This is a genomic window from uncultured Chitinibacter sp., from assembly GCF_945957625.1.
GTDB classification, from domain to species: domain Bacteria; phylum Pseudomonadota; class Gammaproteobacteria; order Burkholderiales; family Chitinibacteraceae; genus Chitinibacter; species Chitinibacter tainanensis.
The window spans coordinates 1-22,784 of sequence record NZ_CAMFLP010000009.1 but is presented as its reverse complement, the minus strand read 5'-3'; the positions used below and the strand labels follow the sequence as shown (position 1 = coordinate 22,784).

Sequence of the window (22,784 nt, the reverse complement as noted above, 5' to 3'; positions counted from 1 at the left end):
ATACCCTCGGCGATCGCCGCAAATGTGGTGAGTCAGCCCCAGTCAGCGCAGAGGCTGACTAGGGGCGCGACTTAACGCTTGCTGCTGGCTACAGTCTGAGCCGCCCATGGGCCCCATTGTGAAGCCCCTGGCTGCTCGCCGGTTGTCCACCATTTGGCTGTGTAGGTTTTGCCATTAAAGCTCACACACTGGCCGGCAGTGTACACGCTGCTGCTTACCCAAGCCGGGCAGGCTGGGGCGGCGGTCGGCGCGGTACTGGGTGCCGCGCTCGGCTGTGGCGTGGTCACCGGTGCTGGCGTTGGGGTGATGACCGGCGCGGTGCTTGGTTTGGGCGTGACCACGGGTGCAGGTGTGCTGCTACCGCTGCAGGCGCCGCCATCTTGCCACAGGGTTGGCGTGGCTTTTGGCGTCCAGTTGGCGCCTACATAGGCCACATGCGTATTCAGCGCCCGATAGTTGCGGCCATCAAAGGTCACCCAATCACCCACTTGATAGGTTTTGCCTTCCGCCCAGGCGCTGTAGCAGCCGGCGCTCGGTGGGGTAGTCGGTTTTGGTGTTGGGGTTACGATCGGCGCGGGAGTCGGGGTAATCACTGGCGCTGGCGTCGGCGTGATGACCGGCGCTGGGGTTGGTGTGATCACTGGCGTGGGCGTTGGATTGGGTTCGGTGTTGTCACCAGCCGATTGCTTGGCCAGGCGGATCGCCGCTTCCGCATTCAAAATCCCCGCGCCGCAGTTGCTGGTGGTGCAGCCACCGCTACTTGGGAATGCCGTCGCCGACTGGCGCAGCAAGCTCACCACGTCGTTGTATTTCAGCTTTGGATTTACACCCAGCATCAGCGCAACCGCCGCCGCAACGTGCGGCGTGGCCATCGAAGTGCCATTCATGCCGGTGTAGCCGGCGCCATTGGCCGACAGATCAACGCGGCTGGTGCTCTTGTTCACCGTGGAGGTGATGCGGATGCTGCCATTCCCGCCCGGGGCAGCCAGTGTCACTTTGCTACCAAAGTTGGAATAGCTGGCTTTTTCGCCCGACTGGCCGGTGGCGGCCACGGTGATGACATTGGCGCAGTTGGCGGGCGTTGCTTGTGAGGCATCGCGGCTTTCATTGCCGGCCGCCACCACGATGATCGCCCCGGCATTCACCGCATCATTAATCGCCGATTGATAGTAGCTTGGACAAGAGCTGGAGCTACCACCCAGACTCATATTGATCACTTTGGCCGGATTCGGGTTGGGGATGCTAGGGTGCACGCCGGCGGCCCAGCGGATGGCATCGGCAATATCAATCGCCGAGCCGCCGCCTTTACCCAGCGCGCGAACTGGCAGAATGCGCGCGTTGTAGGCGCCACCGATCACGCCCACATTGTTGTAGCCCAGTGCGGCAATGGTGCCGGCCACGTGCGAGCCGTGGAAAGAGCTATTGCTGGTGCGCTGGCAAATCTGATTGCTGACATCGCTGCTGGTGCACCAGTCGCCCTGATCCAATGCGCCGGCAAATGGCTTGATGGTGCGGCTGCCGCTGGTCCAGTCGCAGGTGCCGGCGCGATAGCAGTCGGTCACGAAGGTATAGCCATCCGACACATAATTGCCCGCCAACGGGCTTAAAGTGCCCAAATCAGGGTGCGGCACCGCGCCGGTATCAATTACGCCCACCACGACATTCTGACCGCTACCAAATTCCCATGCGCCGAGAAAGTTCGCGCCATAGCTGCGACCCGGTACCGGGGCGAGGAAATCCCACATCGAGCTCCACAGGCTGTCATTGGGCTGCACCACGCCTTGTGGATACATGCGGATATCGGCCTCAACGGCGGCAAACTCGCCACTGGCCTGCAGTTTTTGCAGATAGGCTTTCAGCTCGGCATCGCTCAGGCCCTTGGGCAGCTGAATTACATGCGATTCGCCGTCGGCCATGGTAAAGGCATGCCGGCCTTTGCCCTGCGTGGCTTGATTTAGCGTATCGCTGACATCATTGGCGCTCAGGCTGCGCATCATCGGCGAGGGTTTGAGTTTGACCACAATCCGGTCAACGGTGTCGGCCTGCGCCGTGAGGCCGAGCGAGGCCAGCGCGCACGCGACCAGCGCGTGGCAAGTTTTGATTTGCATGAGGGATCTCCATCCTATTTGGTTAAGTCTTGCCCGACCGTTTTGCGCCGGTTTTGTGTTCTCGTTCGGCAAGACACAAGGAGGATAGGGGATATGCGGATGGGATAAGACCTGCGGAAATCCCTAATGTGGGGCGATTTGCTGCATGAATCACAAAGCAGCCTAGGTCACACGGGGGTATGTGCGCAAAGCCATTGCAGATCAAAGCTTTGCAGCTTATACGCGGCAGGGTAAAGCACACGCCGCCCGGGTGGGCGGCGTGGGTAATTGCAACATTCGTGTCACAACCGGCGGTTGCCGCGTTTAGGCGGGCAGGGCCGCTAATGGGGCGGGATTTTTGCTCAATAGAGTATCGGCTTTGAGCTTGAAAGTACCGACCGCTTCAGCCAATACATGCGCCTGCTCGGCCAGCGATTCGGCAGCGGCGGCGGCTTCTTCGACCAGTGCGGCATTTTGCTGGGTGACTTCATCCATCTGGGTGACGGCTTGATTTACCTGCGCAATGCCGGCGCTTTGCTCGCTGGAGGCGGCGGCGATTTCGCCAATCAGCGTGCTCACCCTATCAATACTGGCCTCAACCTGGCCCATGGTGTGGCCGGCTTGCTGCACTTGCTGGCTGCCATGCTCCACCTGATGCACCGAATTGCTGATCAGCTCTTTGATCTCTTTGGCCGCGACGGCTGAGCGTTGGGCCAGATTGCGCACTTCCGAGGCCACCACGGCAAAACCACGGCCTTGCTCGCCGGCGCGGGCGGCTTCAACTGCGGCATTTAGCGCCAAGATATTGGTCTGGAAAGCAATGCCATCAATCACCCCAATGATGTCGACAATTTTGCGCGATGCATCTTGAATCGCCTGCATGGTGTCCACCACCTGGCGCACACTCTGGCCGCCTTCTTTGGCGATGCGTACCGATTCGCGGGCAAGGTTGTTGGCTTCTTTGGCGTGATCGGCATTTTGCCGCACGGTGCCGGTCAGCTCTTCAGTGCTGGCGGCGGTTTCTTCCAGATTGGCGGCTTGGGTTTCGGTGCGGCGTGATAGATCGGTATTGCCCTGCACGATTTCCCCGACGGCCCGCTGAATGGTCAGGCCCGAGAGCTGAATTTCACCCACCAGCTGCTGCAGATTACTCACCGTGGTGTTCACCGCGGTGCTGGTTTCACCAAAGAGGCCCGGATAGCTGTGGGTAATCATCTGGGTGAGATCGCCTTTGGCCAGGGCGCTGGACACGCGCATCACATCGCGCAGGCCATTGTCGGTAACGCTGGAGAGCTGATTGAGCTGCTCGGCCAGCTCGAGCGAGAAGCCCTGTTTATTGGCCAGCTCCAGCCGTTGGCTGAAATCACCCTGATTGGCGGCGGCGCTGACTAGCTTATTCACTTCACCGATCAGGCTACGCAGGGTGGTGACGGTGCCATTCACCCCTTGCTGGGCTCGGCCAAATAGGCCCGGATAATCCTGTGTGATGGTTTGACTCAGATCGCCACGCCCCAGCGCTTCGCTCACCCGCAGGATGTCGTTAAAGCCGACGTCGCAGGTGATGATCAGCTGATTGAGGTTTTCCAGCATGCTGCGGAACATGTATTGATATTGCTCGGCATTGCAGCGCTGGCTGAAATCGCCCTTGGCGCCGGCTTCGGCCAGCCGCTGAATATCGCCGCTAATCGCCAGCAAGGCGCGTTTTACTTCGGTAATGGCTGCGGTGATCTGGGCTTTTTCACCCGGCAAGGCCGGCATATCACGGCTGAAATTGCCCTGCGAGTATTCGCCAATTACGGTAATGGTTTGCTGGATGACCTGAATATGCTCGCTCACCAGCGTGTTGACTTCCTGCGCCATGGTGCCAAAAGTGCCCGGGTATTGGGCGGCATCCATCCGCGCACTCATGGTGCCGGCGGCATGCTGGGCAGCCATATGTTGCTGGGCTTTGACAAAGCTTTGAATGGATTGCTGCATTTGCTGCATGGCCAGCATCAGCTGTCCGGTTTCATCGCGGCTGTGCACCACAATTTGATGATCCAGCTCGCCTTTGGCAATGCCTTGCGCCACCGCGACAGCACGTGAGAGCGGAGTGGAAATGGCGCGGATTAATAAATAACCCGACAGCATCGCCAGCCCTATGCCCACAGCCAGTAAAATCAATGACAGCAGCCGCACTTGCTCATAGGTTTGCTGGGCGCCCAGATATTCGGCTTTGGCCACATCCAGTTGCAGCACAATCAGCTCATTGATCTTGCCGCCAATCGGATCGATGGTTTGATAAAGTGGCCCATCAAAATCCCCCAGCTCACCGGCCAGTGGGCCCACATGCTGCTGCAAAAATTGCTCCAAGCGATCAATATCGGCATTGGCTTTATCAAATAGCCCAATGGCCTCGGTAGAGAGCTTTTTCTCATCACTGGTCAGCGTGGTGCTTTGATAGCTTTTCCACTCCTCGCTGATTTGCTGCTGCGCTTCAGCCAGGGCTTTGAGCGCGGTGGGGGCATCGAGCAGGCCGGCATTGGCCTTATTGGCGGTGTCGATCACGTTGACCGCATACAAATCAGCAATGTGTTTAAGCTGTTTCAGCGGCACCACGCGGTCTTCGTACACGGTTTTTAGCGATTGATTCAGTTGGCCCAGGTGGTAAATGCCGAGCCCGCCAATGGCCAGCAGCAGCACGGCCAGAAAGGTAATGGTGTAGATCAGACGGGATTTAATCGTGAGCTGCATGTCACACCTGTGCAAAGTTGATTTAGACCTGACTTGCAATATGCAATCATCGTAATCTTGGTGTAGGTCAAGTTTGCCAGAATAGGAAAAATTTTTATTCAGATGGCATGGCTGGCGCTGGGCGGCTTGGTAATTGTGCCGCGCTGCGCTGTGCAATCTTGCATCGTGCCAACGGCTCGCGCGCATTTATGCTTAAGGCATGCTTTATTCACCCCGAACAAGGAGCAGGATATGAAACTCACCGCACAATCAGTATTGGCTGGCGTATTGGCCGCAGGCTTAATCACCCCGGCACTGGCCGCGAGCGATTTGCAGCCGTTTCCACCGGCCAAAGAAGGCTATGTGCGCAAAGTGATCCGCCTGCCGGAAATGCAAAACCCCGAACTCTATCGGGTGCAGTTGATCCCCGGCCAAGTCATCGCGGCCGATTGCAATACCCGCAGCCTGCGCGCCAAGATCAAAGAGCAAACCGTACAGGGCTGGGGGTATAACTATTGGACCGTCGGCCCGGTGAGCGCAGGCCCCACGACGCTGATGGCCTGCCCGGAAGGCAGCAAAACCGAGCGCTTTGTGCCGGTGTATAACGAGCAGCTGATTCGCTACAACGCCAAACTGCCGCTGGTGGTGTATGTGCCCGAAGGCGTTGAGCTGCAATACCGGATTTGGGCGGCGCCAGAAAAAGCACAAGTAGCCGGCCAGGAATAAGCCCCGCTGCGCGTGTATCAAAAAGGCGGCCTTGGCCGCTTTTTCTATGGGTATTGCCACGCATCCAATTCAAATTAATTGCCGTATGACTATACGGGTAGGGGGTAATCTGAGGGTGCGCGAGCACGATAGCCCACTGGTTTGCAAAGCCGGCCAAACCCTGTAGGCTGCGCCGTTTTGATCGCTTCAGAGTGCGCGCCATGAGCCAAACTGCCCCGGATAATCAGGCCTTTTTTACCACTGTGGCCCAGCAACAGCAGCTGTGGAGTATTAAAGACGAGGTGGGTTTTCCCGCCCCGATGACCACGGCCGGCTATCGCAGCATGCCCTTTTGGGCCAGTGCCGAGCGCGCTGAAGAGGAAATCGCCGCGGTGGCGGCCTTTGCGGGCTTCACCCCGGTGGCCGTGGATTGGGCGCAATTTTGCGCGCAGTGGGTGCCAGCGCTGACGCAGGATGGCGTGTTGGCCGGCGTGAATTGGTCGGCCAGCCAGCCGGTGGGCGAGGATATCCCGGCCAGTGAATTAGAGGCCCGCGTGAACGCGGCGGCGCAGGCGCAATAGGCGCTTGTGGTTTTTCCGTGCCGCGCCCTTGGGTGCGGCTTGGGGCTCGCCACGCTCAGCGTGGATAATGCGCCATTATCCAAGCTGAATGGAAAAGTCAGGCGTGAATCTGTTTCGGGAACGCGGGCGCTTGCTCGCACTGGTGACGCTGGTGCTGGTGGCAGGTTTTGTCACCACCTCGCTCGCTAGTTACTGGGTATCACGGCAGGAAATTCACCGCAGCATCGTGAATAACGCGCTGCCGCTGACGGGCGACACGATTTATTCGGAAATCCAGAAAGACATGCTGCGCCCGGTGTTTATCTCGGCGCAAATGGCGCATGACACCTTTTTGCGCGACTGGATTATCGCCGGCGAGCAAGACACCAGCCGTATCGAGCGCTATCTGGCCGAAGTGCGCCTGCGCAATCAAACCGTTACCAGCTTTCTGATTTCCGAGCACAGCCGGCATTATTATCATCACCAAGGTCTACTCAAAACCGTGGCGGAAACTGACCCGCGTGATGCGTGGTTTTTCCGCGCGCGCCAGCTCAAAGCCGATTACGAAATCAATGTCGATACCGATTACGCCAATCGCAACAAGCTCACCATTTTTATTAATTATCGGGTGAATGATTACGCCGGGCGCTTTATTGGCATTACCGGCGTGGGCATTACCCTCGATAGCATGGCCAAGCTGCTTAAATCGTATGAGCTGCGTTTTGGCCGGCAGATTTATTTTCTGAACCAGCAGGGCGAAGTGGTGCTCACCGGGCGCGCCGATCAGCATCGCGGCTCGATTCGCCAGCAAGCGGGCTTAAGCGACATCGCTGAGCAGATTTTGTCGCGCAATACCGAGCCCACGCAGCTGGTGTACCGGCAAGGCAGTGAAGAGATTCAGCTCAATAGCCGCTTTATCCCCGAGCTGGGCTGGTATCTGGTGGTGGAGCAAAACGAAACCCGGCTCTTGCGCCCCGCGCAGCGGATGCTGCTGATCAATTTGCTGATTTCGGCGCTGGTGACCGGCGTGGTGATTGCGGCGGCCTTGTATAGCATTAACCGCACCCAGCGCTTGCTGGAAAAACTGGCCAGCACCGATGCACTGACCCGGGTGAATAATCGCCAAGCCTTTGAGGTCTTGCTGAAACAAAAAGGGCTGGAACTCGCACGTCAGCCGCGCCCCTTATGCGGGGTGTTGCTGGATGTGGATCACTTTAAGCTGCTGAATGACCAGCATGGCCATCAGGTGGGCGATACCGCGCTGCGGGCACTGGGGCAGTTGCTGCGCGAGCAGGGCCGCGCGGGTGATGTGGTGGCCCGCTGGGGCGGCGAAGAATTTATCGTGCTGCTGGATGATTGCGATCTGGCGCAGGCCGCGCAATGGGCCGAGCGCCTACGCGAGCGCGTGGCCGCAGCGCCGCTGGGCTTGCCGGCCGAGCAAAGCCTCACCATCAGCCTCGGGGTGTGCCGCTGGGAGCGCCGCGAAACCCGAGCGGCCTTCTTTAGCCGGCTGGATCAGGCGCTGTATCGCGCCAAGGCGCAAGGCCGCAACCGGGTGGTGGTGGATGAATCCGCCGCACCTGATACGGTGGCAGGGGTATTGCCAGAGGATGATTGATTAAATTGCTGTCGCAGTCGATACCCCGTCGGGTATCCATTGTTGGCGCAATGGGCGTAAGAGCTCGCCGGGCGAGCCACCAAAATGCGCGCGATAGCGGCGCGAAAAACTCGCTACTTCTTCATAGCCGATCAGCAGCGCAACTTCGCTCACGGTGTAACGCCCGGTGCTGAGTAATTCCTGCGCCCGCAGCATGCGTTGTTCGATGATCAATTGCTGCGGGGTGGCGCCGAGATTTTTCTGGCACAGGCGCTGAAAATGCGCCGCCGATACACCGTATTGCGCCGCCAGCTGATCCACCCGCCAGGCGCGCGCCGGCTCAAAGCGAATCGGCCGGAACAGCTCGCGCAGCCGCTCGGCCAGCGCATCGCCGCTGACGGCGTTGGCCAGCATGCGCTGCAATAAGGTCAGCACCAGTTCCAGCGCGGTAGCGCTGGCTTGCCCCTCGGCCAGCCGCGCTTCATGGCAGAGCGTATACATGGCGTAAAACAGGCTATGCGCCTGCTGAATACTGACAATCCGCACTGTGTCACCGCGCAGGCGATCCCAGCAGGGCGCATCATTGAGCAAAAACCAGGCCGTGCGCCAATGCTCGCTCACCCGGCGAAAGCCGCCATGACCATAGGCCGGCAAAATCGCCAGCTGATTGGGCCCCAGTGGCAGGGTTTGCTCGCCGGCAATGATTTCGCCCTGGCCTTCCACCCCTATGATCAGCACATGAAAGGGCGCGCCTTTGCGCTCGACATGCACCAGCCCGCGCGCTTCCGACAGGCCCATAAACAAAATCTCATGCTGAGCCAGCAAAGACAGATGCGGGTGATGGTAATTGCGGGCGCCCACGCTCATTTGCTGGGCTTCGGGGCCAATCTCAAATAATTCTTGGTAAATCATCGACATGACAGGTGTCATCCGGACAAAGCGCAGATCAGATTCGGCCATGTTCAGGCACTGGCCAATCGCTTAAGCTGGCGCTGCGCTCCACCTTGTAAGCCTGTTGATTAAGCGGCAGAACGTTGCGGCTGGCAATGGCGCTGTGGGCGCGCACACAAAAAACAACAATTGGAGTGAGACATGCATTTTCAAACAATCAGCGCCGCCGCGCTGCTAAGCCTTGCGGTCGTGGCGCAGGCGGCCAGCCCGCAATGGCAGGAAGGCCAAAGCTACCCGGCCGGTACGGTAGTGAGCGACGGCGGGCAAGACTATCAGTCGCTGTTAACCCACACCGCCTATGTGGGTGCCGGCTGGCGGCCCGCCAATACCCCTACGCTCTGGCGCTTGCTCAGCACCACCACCCCAAGCCCAAGTACGGCGCCCAGCAGCGCCCCCACGCTCGCGCCGACTAGCCTGCCAACCGCCAGCCCCGTACCCACGCCAAATCTGACGGTGCCACCACCGCCCACTCCTACGCCGGTAGTGACGCCATTGTTGCCGCCGCATGGCCAGTGCGCTGCGGCCTGGCAAAGCGGGGTATATACGGCTGGCCAGCTGGTGAGCTATCAGGGGCATAATTTTGTGGCCAAATGGTGGGTTAATACCGCGCCAAGCTATGAAAGCTGGGGCGCCTGGAAAGACATGGGCACCTGTTTGAATAGCAGCACCCCCGCGCCCACGCCGGTGATCACGGCTAGCCCAACCTCGACGCCGACGGCGACCCCCAGCGCGAAACCCAGCATCGCCCCGACTGCGGTGCCAACGCCGAGCGCTAGCCCAAGGCCAACTCCAAGCGTTGTTCCGACTGCGGCGCCGACAGCAAGCCCTGCGCCAACGGCGACGCCCGCGCCTACCCCCACGATTCCAAGCCAAGGCTTGCTGTTTGATGATTTCAGCTACAGCAGCGTCAGCCAGCTGGGCGGCAATGGCTGGCAAGTGCGCAGTTGGGGTGGTGGCCCCGGCTTTAGCAATGGCAGCTGGAGCCCAGACAATCTCAGCTTTGTGCCCGATCCGGCCAATCCGGGCAATGTGCTGCTGCGGATGAAAGCGCGCACCAATGCCAGCGGTGACACGGTGAATGGCAATACGCTGACCAGCGGCACGGTGTCGCAAGCCGAGCTCAGCACACAAGAGGCGATTTACCTCAATGGCACCTGGGCGGCGCGGATGTATATGGGCGATGAGCCGGTGAGCGGGCCCGATGGGGATATGGTGGTGAATGCCTTCTTTGGCATTACCCAGTATCTGGAAGGCGCCGAGCCCTATAGCGAGATCGATTTTGAATACCTGCCCAATGGCGGCTGGGGCAAAGTGGGCCCCACCATGTGGAGCGGCACTTACGAAATCGCGGCCTACGATGCGCTGAATCACCCCACGGCCAGTCGGTCCGGCAGCCTGCGCGGCTGGCATACGCTGCTGATGAATGTGAGTGATGGCTATATCCGCTTTTACGTGGATGGCGAGCTGATGCAGGATTACAGCGGAATCGCCCAGCCCGATCACCCGATGTATCTGGCGCTGCAAATCTGGCTCAGCAACGCCAGCATGCCCGATGGCAGCCCCGGCCTGTTGCGCAGCACGGCGTGGCGTGAGTACCAGCAGGATGTGGATTGGGTGTTCTATCTGCGCGATCAGCAGCTGGATCAAATCGGCGTTGAAGCCCTGGTGCAGCAGCTACGGCGCAATGGGCAGAGCTTCCTGAAAAACATACGCTAGGGATGTATGGCCCGCCAGGCATTATTCAATATGACCTTGCGGGCTATACCTTGACAGTGGGGCGCCGTCAGGCCGTTCGTAAGCTTGGCCCGCAGTCGTGGTGGGCCTCTACTACACTGGGGCATTAGGTGCAGAAATAGGGGCACCGCTCCGTGGAGGCTGCATGCTGCGACCTTGGCTCTGCTGGCTACTGTGTCTCTGGCTACTCACCGCGCAGGCTCGCGAGCGGGTGGTGCTGTTTGGGGATGAGGCGTATCCACCGTATTCCTATGTAGAAAACGGCGAATTTAAGGGCATTTACGTCGATTTTCTCAAGCAGGTGAGCACCCGGCTGAGCAATTTCGAGCTGGAGCTACGGCCGGTACCCTGGAAGCGCGGGTTAGAGATGATTCGCCGTGGCGAGCAAATGGGCTTGTTTCCGCCGTATCAATTTAGCGAGCGCGGCTATATGGTGCCGTATTCGGTGCCGCTCTGGCAGGAAAGCTTGCTGATTGCCTGCCATCCCGATGTGATGCAAAAGCCGCGTACCCGCTTCCCGGAAGATTTTCTTGGCCTGCATATTGGCGTGAATCGCGGCTTTTTGCTGGCGCGTACGCTGCAAACTGCCGCACGCAACGGCAAGATTCGCCTCGACGAAGCCGATAGCAACGAAGCCAATCTGCTCAAATTGGCGGCGCGGCGCATCGATTGCTATGCCAATGATGCGCTGTCGATTCGCTATACCCTGCATCGCCTGCAAACCAGCCCGGCCACGGCGGCCGTCACCCAGCATTTGCAGCTGGTTGAAACCGTGCAGCTGGGCGACCCGACCGCGCATGTGGGGTTTAGCGCGTATTTCACGCCAGTGTATAAAGCGCGCTTTATGGATGAACTGAATGCGGGCATCAATCAGCTGGTGAAAGAAGGCCTGATGCGTCAGCTGGTGGAGAGCTATCAGGCGCGCTAGCATGGGCCCGCCAAAAAAAACCGCGCCGAAGCGCGGTTTTTTACCTGATGCGAGCGCTGCACGCTTATTTGCGCACATCGGGCTCGCTGGCATTGCTGCGGCTGGTCCAGTAATCGGCATTACTAATACCTAGCGCCTGCGGATCAAACTCGGGCTCGAGGCCTTTGGCCTGCTGCGCTTCGTAATCATCCAGGGCTTTTAGTGCCGGTTTTTGCAATAACAAAATCGCAATGATATTCAGCCAGGCCATCAGCCCTACGCCAATATCGCCCAGCCCCCAGGCCAGATCCGAGGTACGCACGGCGCCATACACGGTGGTAGCCAGCAGCGCGAATTTCAGCAGGAACAGCGCCACATCACTGCCCGCCCGGCCGCGCAGCAGGTAGGCCACATTGGTTTCGGCCACATAGTAGTAGGCAATGATGGTGGTAAAGGCGAAAAACAGCAGCGCCACACCGACAAACATCGCGCCAAAGCCCGGGAAAATGCTCTCAACCGCCGATTGGGTGTAGCTCGTACCCGCTTCCACCCCCGGCAAGCCGCTAAACAAGAAGCCACCGGCTGGATTCACCACATTGAATTTACCGGTGATCAAAATCATAAATGCGGTGGCCGAGCAGACAAACAGCGTATCGACATACACGGCAAAGGCTTGCACGATGCCCTGCTTAGCCGGGTGGCTGACATCGGCTGCTGCTGCCGCATGCGGGCCCGAGCCTTGGCCGGCTTCATTGGAATACACGCCGCGTTTCACGCCCCACATGATGGCCATGCCGATCATGCCGCCAAAGCCGGCATCCAGGCTCAGCGCGGAGCTCACAATCAGGCGCAGCACTTCGGGCAGCAGGCTGAGATTCAGCGCAATAATCACGCAGGCCATCAGTATGTAGCCCAGCGCCATAAACGGCACGATGATTTCGGCAAAGCGGGCGATGCGCTTCACGCCACCAAACACAATCAGCCCCAGTGCAATCACCACGCCCAGCGCGGTGGTTTCGGCCGGAATACCAAAGCCATTGGCCAAACCACTGGCGATACCGTTGGCCTGCATGCCTGGCAGCAATACGCCGCAACCCAGAATGGTGGCCAGCGCAAAGGCAATCGCATACCAGCGCATACCCAAGCCGCGTTCAATGTAATAGGCCGGGCCGCCGCGCAGCTGGCCATTCACGCGCTCTTTGTAAATCTGCCCCAGCGTACATTCCACATACGAGGTGCTGGCGCCCAAAAACGCCATCATCCACATCCAGAACACCGCGCCCGGGCCGCCAAAGGCAATCGCGGTGGCCACACCGGCGATATTGCCGATTCCCACCCGGCCAGACAACGTCATGGTTAGCGCCTGAAACGAAGACACGCCTTCATCGCTGGCTTTGCCATCGAACATCAGGCGAATCATCTCGCGCACATGCCGCACCTGCATAAAGCGGGTGCGAATCGAAAAATACACGCCCACGCCCAGGCACAGATAAATCAGCGCCGGGCTCCAGACAAAGCCATTGATGGTGTTCACCCAATCCTGCATAGCCACTCCAGTCGAATTAAATATTATTAATAATATGCGGCTGGATTGTCGCAGGCTGCCAGCATGACACCATCAGGAAAAACCTGTCAGTAATTACCCTTAGCCCCGCTGGCAGCGCCATTAAGCGCTATGGCGCAAGATACGCCCTAGGGTATCGATCTGGCGGCGAATCTCTTCGTTGCTTAGCGCCGCATACCCCATGAGCCAACCTTCCCGATCTGGCGGGCCGGCATAAAATTGCGCCAGTGGGCGCAACGGCAGCCCCTGGGCCCGGCCGAGCGCCGTCCAGCCTGCTTCGCGGCCGGGCGGGGTATACACCGCGCATTGCAGCCCGGCGCTGTGGTGGCGCACCGACAACGCCGGGTAATGTTCGGCCAGACTGGCGAGCAAAATATCGCGCCGACGCTGATACAGCAGCCGCATTTGCCGCAAATGGCTGGCGAAATGCCCACCGGCCATAAAATCGGCCGTCACCGCCTGCAAGAGCTGATTGCTATGCCCGTCAAACGCAGTGCGAGCGTTGCTAAAGGCCTCGACCAGATTGGCCGGCACCACCATATACGCCAGCCGCAAGGAGCCAAACAGCACCTTGCTAAACGTGCCCACATAGATCACCCGCCCATCTGGGTCGAGGCTTTGCAGCGCCGGCAGGCTATGGGTGTCATATTGAAATTCGCCATCGTAATCGTCTTCGATAATCCACGCCCCGGCGGCGCGGGCGCGGGCCAGCAAGGCCATGCGTCGTGGCAAGCTCATGGCCATTCCCAGGGGGTATTGGTGTGAAGGTGTTGTGTAGATGAGCTTTGGCTTCGGGTACTCCCCATTGGTATTGAGGCCTTCATCATCCACCGGCACCGGGCACAGCTGCGCGCCGGCGGCGAGCAGGGCATTGCGCGCACCCAGATAGCCGGGCTCTTCGAGCCAGGCCAGCTCGCCCGCATCCAGCAATAGCTGCCCCGCCAGTAGCAAGGCCTGTTGCGAGCTGGAGAGCACCAGCACCTGTTCGGGCTGGCAATTCACCCCGCGCGCCAGCGCCAGATAGCTGGCAATGGCGGTACGCAAAGCCGGCATGCCTTGCGGATCGCCATAGCGCATCAGCGCAGGGCCATCCTGCCGCCAGCGTTGTTGCAGCAATTTGCCCCACAGCGCGTGGGGGAAAGCCTGGCTATCCGGCTGGCCGCTAAACAACTGGCGGCTGTCTGCGCCGACCCCCAGCGTGGCCTCGCGGCAGGCGCCCGTATCGGCAATCGCTTGCCCGCGCTGCGAGAGGCGCGCGGCGGCCGGCGGGCTGGGTGAGCGCCGGAGCGGCAAGCTGGCCGGCAGGCTCACAAAACTACCCGCACCCACCCGCCGCTGCAGATAGCCCTCGGCCTCAAGCTGTGCATAGGCTTGCTCGATGGTGCTGCGGGCGTGGCCCAATTCGCTGGCCAGCTGGCGCGTGGCCGGCAAGCGGCTGCCCGCCGGCCAATGCCCAGCCAGGATCGCGGCTCGCAAAGCGCGGCTGATTTGCTCATGCCGCGGTAAGCGCGCCGCCGTTTCATCGCTAAGCCAGGCTTGAAGGCTGAACATTGGCCTGCTCCTGTGCGCAAAATTGGTCGGTTTCAGTAGGCCATTATGCGCGTAAAGTGGTCTGCAGTAAGCACCGCCGTGTGGCGGACTGGATGGGGGAGTTCAGTATGTTGAATTGGCAAGCCGCCACACTGGCCGATGCGGCCGAGATTGCCCAGCTGCATGCGGTGAGCTGGCAGCGCACCTACGCCGGCCAGCTGGCGGCGGATTTTCTGGCCGGGCCTGTGCTTGCCGAGCGGGCCGCCGTCTGGCAGCAACGCTTAGCGGCGCCCAGCCCGGGGCAGCAAGTGTGGCTGGTGCGCGCCGGCGCAACGCTGGTGGGCTTTTATTGCCTGTATCCGGCCCATCACCCGCAGTGGGGGCATTATCTGGATAACCTGCATGTGGCCGCTGGCTGGCAAGGGCAGGGCGTAGGGCGCCAGCTGCTGCAACATGCGGCCGCGCAAGTTGCCTTGCTGGGGTATGGCCCGCAAGGTCTTTATTTGTATTGCAATCAGGCCAATACCCCGGCACTCGCGTTTTATTTGCGTCTGGGTGCGAGCCAGCAGGAAGCCGCCAGCTGGGCCGCGCCGGATGGCAGTCACATCGCCACCTGGCGGGTGAGCTGGCCGGCCGGTGCTTTAGATGATTTCACGAAAGGAGCAAGAACATGAGTGTGGTATTGAGTAGTGGTCTGGCCACCCCGGGCGCTGCCGCCGAGTTTTTTGAAGCGCAATTGCAGTTTCGCACTGATCCGGCTGATCTCGCCGCCGATTTGTTGGCCAAGGCGCCCGAGATTGTGGTGCTGGATACCCGCTCGGCCGAGATTTATCAGGCTGGGCATATCCCCGGGGCGATCTCCTTTCCGCATCGCACGATGACGGCGGCGAGTACGGCCCAGCTGGATCGCAGCAAAGTGTATGTGTGCTACTGCGACGGCATCGGCTGCAATGGCTCGACCTGGGGCGCCTACAAAATGGCCAAACTGGGCTTTCAGGTGAAAGAGCTGATTGGCGGCATTCATTGGTGGCAACAGGATGGCTATGCCGTTGCCACAGGGGCTGAGCCGGGGGTATTGCTCGATGAGGGTATCCGCTGTGAGTGTTGAGCAAGATACTACTGGGGTGTATTTCAATGAATTTGGCCAGCCCTTGGGGCCATTGGTGCCCAACTGGCAAGGGGCGCAGTTTCCGCCGCGGCAAGTGCTGGCTGGCTGGGGCTGCCGGCTAGAACCGCTGGATGCAGAGCAACATGCCGCCGATTTGTGGCAGGCATTCAGCGCCGATAGCGGCGCTATGTGGACTTACTTCAGCGCCGGCCCCTATGCCACGCTGGCCGAATTCACGGCAGAGCTTACGCGCCGCGCGCAAGCGCGTGACCCACAGTACTACGCGATTATCGCTGCGGCCAGCGGGCAGGCGCTGGGCTTGGCCAGCTATCTGCGCATCGACCCGCACGCGGGTTCGATCGAGGTGGGCTGGCTGCATTTTTCGCCGGCTCTGCAGCGCACGCGGCTGGCCACCGCTGCTATGGTGTTGCTGATGCAGCAGGCCTTTGCGCTGGGCTATCGGCGCTATGAATGGAAATGCAATGCGCTTAATCAGCCCTCCCGCCGCGCTGCCGAGCGGCTGGGCTTTCAGTATGAGGGCACCTTTCGGCAGGCCACGGTGAACAAAGGCCGCAGCCGCGATACCGCGTGGTTTTCGATTATTGATTGTGAATGGCCGGCCCGTTGGCGCGCCTATCAGCGCTGGCTGGCTGACGATAACTTTACGACCGATGGTCGGCAAAAAATGCGCTTGGCCGAGCTGGTGGCGATAGAAAGCCATTGCGCAATGGCAGCCGATTAGCTAGCAATCAGAATGATCGCCGCCGGCGTAGTGCAGCTGTGGCGGCGGTCAAACCGCTTGTCAGCTAAACCTTACGTGTTAGCCGGATGGCTTTGTTTATAAGTAAATACTGATATAGATTCAAACCAAGGCCCCAGCACGCGGGAGGTGAATCATGAATACCGGAATGAGCTTGCTATTTAATAGCTTGAGCGATGGTGTGCTGATTTTATCTCCGGAAGGCAAAGCCCGCTTTGCCAACCCAGCCGCCAAGCGCATGTTGGGTTTGCTGATGGGGCAAATTTTGCAGCAGGATGCCGTCGGCAAGCAGCTCACCGGCGTGCGCGCCGGCTATATCGAATTGCCCAGCCAGTTTCAGCTGGAAGTGCCGGGGCAGGAAAGCCTGGCCGCTACTTTGCTGCGCAGCCCGGTGGGGGATGATTTGGTGCTGCTATTGCGCGATGTGGCGGCCCAGCATTTTTATCAGTCCACCGTCGATAATCTCCTCACTTTGGTGTATGACGGCTGCATCACGCCCACCAAAGCTTTGCTCGACACGCTGGCGCAAGCCAGCGCTAGCCCCGATGCCGCCCTGCATCAGCAGGCACTCGATTTATTCACCGAAGTACGGCAATGCCTGAAACAGATTACGGGCCTGGCGCAACTGCATGCCGGTGAGCCCCTGGGGGCGATCGAGCGGGTGATGCTGCCCGATCTGGTCAAAACGGCGCTGGAGCAAACTCGCCAGCAAGCCGCTGGGCGCAAAGTTAATTTTGCTTTAAGCGGGCTGGATCACACCGAATTGCCACCGGTGTATGGCAGCCAAACTTGGTTGCAAGAAACCGTGACCTCGGTGCTGGAAGACATGTTGGCACGCAGTGTTGAAGGCGGCGAAATTCTGATCAAAGCGCGGCAATACGGTGAATTCGCCACGCTGGTGTTTTCGAGTAGCGGCCGGCCAGTGCCGGCACATATGCGTGACCGCGTGTTTATGCCTTTTCATGGCACCCAAGCCGGCTCGGCGGCGCGCCCCGCTGGTTTGGGGCTGGGCTTGGCGCTGGCGAAGGCGGTGGTGCAACGCTATGGCGGGCATGTGCGGCTGGATGAAGAAAGCGGCGGCATCACCCTAGAGCTGCCGACTGGTGCGCCACGCAAAGAAGCCGAGGTGAATGCCGCGCAGATCGAGCGTTACGCCCATGACATTAGTCAGCTGATGGCGCGGCGGATGAAAACCCCGTAGCTATAGTGAAATAGCCGATTAACCAAGTGCAGAGGTGCATGATGAAAACCTCAATTCTGGTAGTGGAAGATCAAAGCGATATTCGCAAGCTGATAAATATGACCATGCAGTTTGGTAATTACGAAGTGCATGAAGCGGATCATGGCTTGCTCGGGGTCAAAATGGCGCAGGCTGTGCGGCCATCCTTGATTTTGATGGATGTGATGATGCCCGGTGAGATTGACGGCTTGCAGGCCTGTGCCCGGATTAAATCCGACCCGGAATTACGCCATATCCCCATCATTATGCTAACCGCGCGGGGGCAGCAATCTGATTTCGAGGCTGGCCGCCAAGCTGGCGCAGATGGCTACTTGACCAAGCCATTTAGCCCCTTAGAGTTGATCGATACCATCGAGAAACTATTGCAAGAGCGCGCCGCCGCCGGCGCCTGATTGAGCTGCCGGTTGCGCCGGCCAAGGAGTCCACTATGACTCGTTCCATGTCGGTAGGCGGCAGTGCGCCGCTTGCGCGTAATGTGCTCGCCACGCCAGAAGCCTTAACGGTGCTGGCGCGGCAAATGCAGGCGTGGCTAGCCGCAAAAAATACCGAGGCGCCATTACCCACCTTGCCCAGCAATTTAGATGAACCCGGCACTTTAGTGGCGCAAACCATGCTGGACTTGGCGCAGCACTTACGCTCGAGTGAAACCGATCTTCTGTTGCAGCAGGCTTGGTGCGACGAGGAAATGGCCGATCTGGATCACGTGCTTTCCGGGGTGTTGGGCGAGAAAGAGTATTTGCTCTATTCGGCCAATGCGGCGATGGATGAGTTTATTTTCCTCAGCCCCTTAGCGCGACAGTGGCTGGGGCTGGATCAGCCCGATATGCTGCACAGCCCGCAGGGCTGGCTCAAATTAGTGCACCCCGAAGATTACCCCGCAGTTAAAGCGGCATTTGATGGTGCTGCTAGCGGTCAAGGCGCCGAGCTGGAATACCGTGTGGTCTTGCCCGATGGCCAGGTGCGCTGGCATTGCAATCATTTCCACCCGGTGCGGGAACCGGGTGATGGTGGCGTGCGGGTGAATGGCATTATTTCGGATGTGACCGAGGTGAAACGCCGCGAAAAAATGATGATGGATTTTGCATTCCGGCAGGAAGTGATTTTCACCCTCACGCCCGATTGTTTCGCTACCTTTGATCTCTCCGGCAACCTGACCTATGCCAATCCGCCGTTTGAAAAACTGGTCAATATCACGATTGGGGATCTCACCGGGGTCGGGTTGCCCGAGGCCGAATCCATGCTCAATGTGCTGCTGACCGATAAATCCCCACGCTTTGAGTTATGCCGTTGGGTACAAAAGTTGCAGCAAAAGCCGGACGACTTTGGTTTTGAATTTGATTTTGCCCCCATGCTCTTGAACAACCTGCCGGTGCTCGAGCTGCAAGGCAAGCCTAATCGCTATCTGGAAATTACGCTGTTTAATGCCGGTAGTGAAACAACTGCCACCGTACTGCAGCTGCGCGATATTACCCAGCAACATCAGGTAGAAATGATTAAAAGCGAGTTCCTTTCTACCGCCGCGCATGAGCTGCGCACACCAATGGCATCGATCATGGGCTTTGCCGAGTTGCTGCGCTTGCGTGATTTTCCGCCGGAAACTGTGCGCGATATCTTGGATACGATTTTGCGGCAATCCCGCCGGATGACTGGGCTATTAAACGAGCTATTGGATCTGGCCCGCATCGAAGCACGTGGCGGCAAAGATATTCATCTGCAGCCGCTTGATCTGGCTGAAGTGCTGCAAGACAGTGTCAAAGCCATTAATCAAAATGATTACAGCGCCAAAATTCTACCGGCCGAGCTACCCAAGGCCATGGTCAATGCCGATGTCGCCAAGCTTCAGCAGGCGTTGTTGAATGTCCTGTCTAATGCGCTGAAGTATTCCCCGCAAGGCGGCGAAATTACCCTCAGTTTTGATTTCAGCCGCGCCGGTTGGGTGGCGCTACATGTGGCGGATCAGGGTATCGGCATGACCGAAGAGCAATTGGCGCGCGTGTTTGAGCGGTTTTACCGCGCTGATGATTCCGGGTCTATCCCCGGTACTGGGCTGGGGATGTCGCTGGTGAAAGAGATCATCGAGCTGCATTCCGGCGAAATCAAACTCCATAGCACGTGGGGGCAGGGGACAACCGTCTCATTGTGGCTCCCCTTGTTGCCTATCTAGCCCAGCGAGGAGGTAAGCATGGATTACCAATTTGATTGGCAGATTGAAGAAGAAATCGAAGTCACAGAGGCATTGCCCGATCCGATATCACGTTGGTCGAGTGCTCCGCCGCCGAGTGACCGCGAAAGCATGGCTTATGCCCAGCTGTATAAAGTGATGTCCGATATGCAGGTGGCGCTGCGCCAGCGCGAAGAAATGATGCAGCAGATGCACGCTGGGCAGATTGATGTGTTACTGCGCTGGGCTACGCTGGCTGAAGAGTTGCAGCCATTTGAGCAGCGTCGTGGCTATCGTATTGGGGTGCTGGCTGGTTTGCTTGCGCACTTTGCCGGGCTTGATCGCAAATCCTGTGAGCAGTTGTGTCGTGCGGCCATGCTGGCGGCGATTTTGCGCACGGGCGATGGGGCCGTGCAACAGGCCGTGCCCTTTTTGCTGGCGGCCAGCCCGGTGCCCGAAGTGCAAATGAGTGAGCTGATTGTTTTGCAAATGGCGCTCTTAGCGCAAGGTATTCAGCATACGGCCGAGGGCGAGCTGGTGCACGAAGCGGCACAGATGACCGCGCTGGTGCTGCAGCTAGATGATTTGCTCACTCAGGCCCAAGGCCCCGCCCAATTACAACCGGTGGCCGCGGTCTTTAGCGGGCATAGCCCGCGTCTGGTGCAGTATGTGGGTGAACATCTCACACAGTTGATTCATGCGCGTGAGCTGTGTTTGGCCTCGCAATGCCCTGAACGTTGTATTCCCGATCCTGCGCACCTCTGGTTGCAGCTGGTTGGGCTCTAAACAAAATGGAGGAGCACATCATGTATGGATTGGTGAACCGCGCAGTCGAGCAGTTAGTGGAACAACATTTGGGCCCGACCGGCTGGGCACGCGTCTGCAAGCAGGCCGGTATTGCTGATGATGGCTTTGTGGCGATCAGTGCCTACCCCGATCAAATGACTTACAAACTGGTCGGTGCCGTATCGCAAGAAATGGGCATGAGCCCTGAGCAGGTGCTGGAAGCATTTGGCGAATATTGGATTATGTATACCGCCGAAGAGGGCTATGCCGATTTGCTGCAAACTGCAGGGACTAGTCTGCGCGAATTTCTGGGTAATCTAGACCAGATGCACAGCCGCATCGAAACTGTCTTTGCCCAAATGGTCGCCCCGGTATTTTCAGTTGAAGATGAAGGGCCGGGCCGCTATGTATTGCTTTATCAGTCGCAGCGGGAAGGGCTAGCGCCGATGGTGGTGGGCTTGGTCAAAGGGCTGGCTAAGCGATTTGGCCAGCCTATTGAGATCGAGCAATTACCAAGCCGGGCAGGGTTTGCCGGAGTTTTCCGGATTCAGGAAGCTTGAAGCTGAGCCAAACGCGGGTTACGCGGAGACGGGCATGATTCACCTCACTGAAGCTGAATTGGCGCAAGCTTTCCCCTTTTATCTGGCGCTTAATCCAGAGGGTCAGATATACAAGGCAGGGGTATCACTCTGTAAAGCTTTTCCAGGCTTGGCTGCGGGGCAATACTTCGAAGATTGCTTTGCGATCGTGCGCCCCAAAGTGGCAACTGTGCAGGAATTAGCCGCTCAGCATGATGTTGCCTTGGTTGTGCAAGCGCGTCAGCAGGGGGCGTTACGCTTACGTGGCAACATTCTGGTCCGGGCAGAGGGCTTATTACTATTACTTTCGCCGGTACTTACCTCAAGCGAGGAAATGCAGGCGGCGGGCCTGGGGATGGGGGATTTTGCTTTCCATGATGCCAGTGGCGATATGCTGCTGATGCACCGAACCAACCAAATGTCCTTGGCAGACGCCAATCGCCTGGCTAGCCGCTTGCGCAATAAATCCAAGCAGCTCGATACCGTGATGCGCTTAAGCCCGGACGGCTTGGCCTACTTTGGCGCCGATGGGGTGCTAAATTATGCCAACCCGAGCTTTCAGCGCTTGCTGGGGCTTTCTACCGAACAGCTTGATCATTTGCAACGGCGTGATTTCGAAGTCTGGTTACAAACCGCTCAGGCGCCAACTTACCCCTCGCTGGCGCAAATGCTCGATACTCATTTCCCGTTGCACCTGTCTTTTAATGTGCCTTATCGTCGGGTGATCGAGTTGCAAGGCGCCACGGCCGATGAAGAGGGCGGGGTGGTGCTGTATTTGCGGGATATCACCGCCGAGGTTGAAGCTAATCGACTAAAAACCGAGTTCCTAACCATGGCTGCGCATGAATTGCGCACCCCCCTCGCGAGTATTCGGGGGTTTTCCGAGTTATTGGTGAGTCGCCCCGTGCCCGCAGCGATGCAGCAAGATATGTTGGCCACCATCAATCGGCAGTCGGTCAATATGACCGAATTGATCGAAGATTTGCTCAGCCTGAGCAAGCTGGATGAGCTGACCCGCGATAAGCTTAAACTCGCTAACCATGATTTGCGGGAGCTACTCGAAATGGCGGTTAGCTCTAGCTTTGCTGGGGCTGATGATTTTCTGGTGACGCGTGACTACCAAGTTGAGCAATGTTTGGTTCAGGTAGATCGGCATGTCATGCTGAAACTGTTTTCTAGCCTATTTAGTAATGTCATCAAATTTAGCCCCGAACACAAGCAAGTTGATCTACAGCTACGGCCGCAAATGCGGGGTGATGCCGCCGGAGTATTACTGAGTATTCGTGACCACGGCATCGGCATGAAGCCGGAGCAGCTCGAGCATGCCTTCGAGCGCTTCTATCGCGCGGATCATTCCGGTCATCAACCGGGTACAGGGCTGGGGCTGGCCATGAGTAAAGATATTGTCCGGCTGCATGCGGGTGACATTGCCTTGGATAGTCGTCCCGCCGCAGGGGTGACGGTGAGTATCTGGCTGCCACAAAGTAGTTCAGCGGTGAGCGCGTGCCCCACCGAACACTGCTACTAAAGCTCACTTTTAGAGCAACCACAGCCCGCGTCAGCGGGCTGTGGTGTTTCTAGGTTGGGTTTTGGCGGTGTTTGCGCTGGTGCTGCAGTATTGCTGGGCCTGGGGTTTGATAGTTCTTCTTGGTTTGGCGCGATTTTCTTTGGTGTTCGCTTCTTTGCAAATCAATCGCTTATCGACTTGTTGGTGCTTTTTCGTTGGATTGGTGTTGACGTGTTTTCGATGGGTGGGTATAGTTCGGCCTCTCTGCTGATGACGCAGCGAAACGAAGTGACGTTT

Annotated in this window: 20 protein-coding genes; 15 read left to right on the top strand and 5 right to left on the bottom strand. The window is 58.6% G+C overall.

Annotation, left to right across the window (positions count from 1 at the left end; genetic code table 11):
• Window positions 1–71: 71 nt before the first annotated feature.
• Both QV747_RS11115 and QV747_RS16560 read right to left on the bottom strand, forming a co-directional pair.
• Window positions 72–2,108 carry a S8 family serine peptidase gene (locus tag QV747_RS11115; RefSeq protein ID WP_273431824.1) on the bottom strand — a complete coding sequence of 679 codons (2,037 nt, stop codon included), beginning with the start codon at window positions 2,106–2,108 and terminating at the stop codon, window positions 72–74.
• Between the two features lie 303 nt (window positions 2,109–2,411).
• Window positions 2,412–4,820, bottom strand: coding sequence for a methyl-accepting chemotaxis protein (locus QV747_RS16560; RefSeq protein WP_308445262.1), 2,409 nt, complete (start codon window positions 4,818–4,820; stop codon window positions 2,412–2,414).
• Between the two features lie 231 nt (window positions 4,821–5,051).
• On the opposite strand from QV747_RS16560, the gene eco reads away from it, so the two are divergent.
• The 3 genes from eco (at window position 5,052) to QV747_RS11090 (ending at window position 7,682) form a co-directional block, all read left to right on the top strand.
• Entirely contained in the window at window positions 5,052–5,525 is a 474-nt protein-coding gene (gene eco / locus QV747_RS11100) for a serine protease inhibitor ecotin (protein WP_028448303.1), read from the top strand.
• Between the two features lie 200 nt (window positions 5,526–5,725).
• Window positions 5,726–6,085 (top strand): DUF2750 domain-containing protein, encoded by a 360-nt coding sequence (locus QV747_RS11095; RefSeq protein ID WP_047390971.1) that lies wholly within the window; start codon window positions 5,726–5,728, stop codon window positions 6,083–6,085.
• 103 nt (window positions 6,086–6,188) lie between these two features.
• Entirely contained in the window at window positions 6,189–7,682 is a 1,494-nt protein-coding gene (locus QV747_RS11090) for a sensor domain-containing diguanylate cyclase (protein WP_273431828.1), read from the top strand.
• Here the strand turns inward: QV747_RS11090 and QV747_RS11085 are convergent, their stop codons facing one another.
• A complete protein-coding gene (locus QV747_RS11085; protein ID WP_273431832.1) occupies window positions 7,683–8,621 on the bottom strand; it encodes an AraC family transcriptional regulator in 939 nt (312 codons plus the stop codon).
• A 132-nt stretch (window positions 8,622–8,753) separates the two neighbouring features.
• Here QV747_RS11085 and QV747_RS11080 point away from each other — a divergent pair, with 132 nt between their 5' ends.
• Window positions 8,754–10,328: a carbohydrate-binding protein gene (locus QV747_RS11080; protein ID WP_273431834.1), complete on the top strand. Its 1,575-nt coding sequence runs from the start codon at window positions 8,754–8,756 to the stop codon at window positions 10,326–10,328.
• 163 nt (window positions 10,329–10,491) lie between these two features.
• The gene (locus QV747_RS11075) at window positions 10,492–11,274 is read left to right on the top strand and encodes an ABC transporter substrate-binding protein (RefSeq protein ID WP_273431836.1); all 783 of its coding nucleotides are present in this window, start codon (window positions 10,492–10,494) and stop codon (window positions 11,272–11,274) included.
• 64 nt (window positions 11,275–11,338) lie between these two features.
• Here QV747_RS11075 and QV747_RS11070 read toward each other — a convergent pair whose 3' ends face one another.
• Window positions 11,339–12,799 carry a sodium:alanine symporter family protein gene (locus tag QV747_RS11070; RefSeq protein ID WP_273431838.1) on the bottom strand — a complete coding sequence of 487 codons (1,461 nt, stop codon included), beginning with the start codon at window positions 12,797–12,799 and terminating at the stop codon, window positions 11,339–11,341.
• A 120-nt stretch (window positions 12,800–12,919) separates the two neighbouring features.
• Complete coding sequence (locus QV747_RS11065; protein ID WP_273431839.1) at window positions 12,920–14,368, bottom strand: PLP-dependent aminotransferase family protein; 1,449 nt, start codon at window positions 14,366–14,368, stop codon at window positions 12,920–12,922.
• A gap of 107 nt (window positions 14,369–14,475) precedes the next feature.
• Between QV747_RS11065 and QV747_RS11060 the strand changes: the two genes are divergently transcribed.
• From QV747_RS11060 to QV747_RS11015, 10 genes are all read left to right on the top strand, one after another.
• On the top strand, window positions 14,476–15,021 hold the full coding sequence (locus QV747_RS11060; RefSeq protein ID WP_273431841.1) for a GNAT family N-acetyltransferase: 546 nt from the start codon (window positions 14,476–14,478) through the stop codon (window positions 15,019–15,021).
• Window positions 15,018–15,455: a rhodanese-like domain-containing protein gene (locus QV747_RS11055; RefSeq protein ID WP_273431843.1), complete on the top strand. Its 438-nt coding sequence runs from the start codon at window positions 15,018–15,020 to the stop codon at window positions 15,453–15,455. Before QV747_RS11060 ends, QV747_RS11055 begins: the two co-directional genes overlap by 4 nt.
• Entirely contained in the window at window positions 15,430–16,197 is a 768-nt protein-coding gene (locus tag QV747_RS11050) for a GNAT family N-acetyltransferase (protein ID WP_273431845.1), read from the top strand. The genes QV747_RS11055 and QV747_RS11050 overlap by 26 nt, the downstream gene beginning before the upstream one ends.
• Before the next feature lie 154 nt (window positions 16,198–16,351).
• A complete protein-coding gene (locus tag QV747_RS11045) occupies window positions 16,352–17,416 on the top strand; it encodes an ATP-binding protein (protein WP_034618488.1) in 1,065 nt (354 codons plus the stop codon).
• A 38-nt stretch (window positions 17,417–17,454) separates the two neighbouring features.
• Complete coding sequence (locus QV747_RS11040) at window positions 17,455–17,847, top strand: response regulator transcription factor (protein ID WP_197053749.1); 393 nt, start codon at window positions 17,455–17,457, stop codon at window positions 17,845–17,847.
• Between the two features lie 35 nt (window positions 17,848–17,882).
• Window positions 17,883–19,619, top strand: a complete 1,737-nt coding sequence (locus QV747_RS11035; RefSeq protein ID WP_273431847.1) for a PAS domain-containing sensor histidine kinase — start codon at window positions 17,883–17,885, stop codon at window positions 19,617–19,619.
• An 18-nt stretch (window positions 19,620–19,637) separates the two neighbouring features.
• Window positions 19,638–20,402: a hypothetical protein gene (locus tag QV747_RS11030; RefSeq protein WP_273431849.1), complete on the top strand. Its 765-nt coding sequence runs from the start codon at window positions 19,638–19,640 to the stop codon at window positions 20,400–20,402.
• A gap of 20 nt (window positions 20,403–20,422) precedes the next feature.
• On the top strand, window positions 20,423–20,962 hold the full coding sequence (locus tag QV747_RS11025) for a heme NO-binding domain-containing protein (protein ID WP_273431851.1): 540 nt from the start codon (window positions 20,423–20,425) through the stop codon (window positions 20,960–20,962).
• 34 nt (window positions 20,963–20,996) lie between these two features.
• Window positions 20,997–22,508 carry an ATP-binding protein gene (locus tag QV747_RS11020; protein ID WP_273431853.1) on the top strand — a complete coding sequence of 504 codons (1,512 nt, stop codon included), beginning with the start codon at window positions 20,997–20,999 and terminating at the stop codon, window positions 22,506–22,508.
• Between the two features lie 54 nt (window positions 22,509–22,562).
• Window positions 22,563–22,784: hypothetical protein (locus QV747_RS11015; RefSeq protein WP_273431855.1), on the top strand; the 222-nt coding region annotated here is incomplete at its 3' end.

Coding starts and splice junctions, on each gene's coding strand:
- QV747_RS11045 (WP_034618488.1), top strand. CDS start 16,352: ATGAATACCGGAATGAGCTTGCTATTTAATAGCTTGAGCGATGGTGTG.
- QV747_RS11080 (WP_273431834.1), top strand. CDS start 8,754: ATGCATTTTCAAACAATCAGCGCCGCCGCGCTGCTAAGCCTTGCGGTC.
- QV747_RS11040 (WP_197053749.1), top strand. CDS start 17,455: ATGATGAAAACCTCAATTCTGGTAGTGGAAGATCAAAGCGATATTCGC.
- QV747_RS11020 (WP_273431853.1), top strand. CDS start 20,997: ATGATTCACCTCACTGAAGCTGAATTGGCGCAAGCTTTCCCCTTTTAT.
- QV747_RS11115 (WP_273431824.1), bottom strand. CDS start 2,108: ATGCAAATCAAAACTTGCCACGCGCTGGTCGCGTGCGCGCTGGCCTCG.
- QV747_RS11055 (WP_273431843.1), top strand. CDS start 15,018: ATGAGTGTGGTATTGAGTAGTGGTCTGGCCACCCCGGGCGCTGCCGCC.
- eco (WP_028448303.1), top strand. CDS start 5,052: ATGAAACTCACCGCACAATCAGTATTGGCTGGCGTATTGGCCGCAGGC.
- QV747_RS11085 (WP_273431832.1), bottom strand. CDS start 8,621: ATGGCCGAATCTGATCTGCGCTTTGTCCGGATGACACCTGTCATGTCG.
- QV747_RS11095 (WP_047390971.1), top strand. CDS start 5,726: ATGAGCCAAACTGCCCCGGATAATCAGGCCTTTTTTACCACTGTGGCC.
- QV747_RS11035 (WP_273431847.1), top strand. CDS start 17,883: ATGACTCGTTCCATGTCGGTAGGCGGCAGTGCGCCGCTTGCGCGTAAT.
- QV747_RS11065 (WP_273431839.1), bottom strand. CDS start 14,368: ATGTTCAGCCTTCAAGCCTGGCTTAGCGATGAAACGGCGGCGCGCTTA.
- QV747_RS16560 (WP_308445262.1), bottom strand. CDS start 4,820: ATGCAGCTCACGATTAAATCCCGTCTGATCTACACCATTACCTTTCTG.
- QV747_RS11025 (WP_273431851.1), top strand. CDS start 20,423: ATGTATGGATTGGTGAACCGCGCAGTCGAGCAGTTAGTGGAACAACAT.
- QV747_RS11060 (WP_273431841.1), top strand. CDS start 14,476: ATGTTGAATTGGCAAGCCGCCACACTGGCCGATGCGGCCGAGATTGCC.
- QV747_RS11050 (WP_273431845.1), top strand. CDS start 15,430: ATGAGGGTATCCGCTGTGAGTGTTGAGCAAGATACTACTGGGGTGTAT.
- QV747_RS11070 (WP_273431838.1), bottom strand. CDS start 12,799: ATGCAGGATTGGGTGAACACCATCAATGGCTTTGTCTGGAGCCCGGCG.
- QV747_RS11075 (WP_273431836.1), top strand. CDS start 10,492: ATGCTGCGACCTTGGCTCTGCTGGCTACTGTGTCTCTGGCTACTCACC.
- QV747_RS11030 (WP_273431849.1), top strand. CDS start 19,638: ATGGATTACCAATTTGATTGGCAGATTGAAGAAGAAATCGAAGTCACA.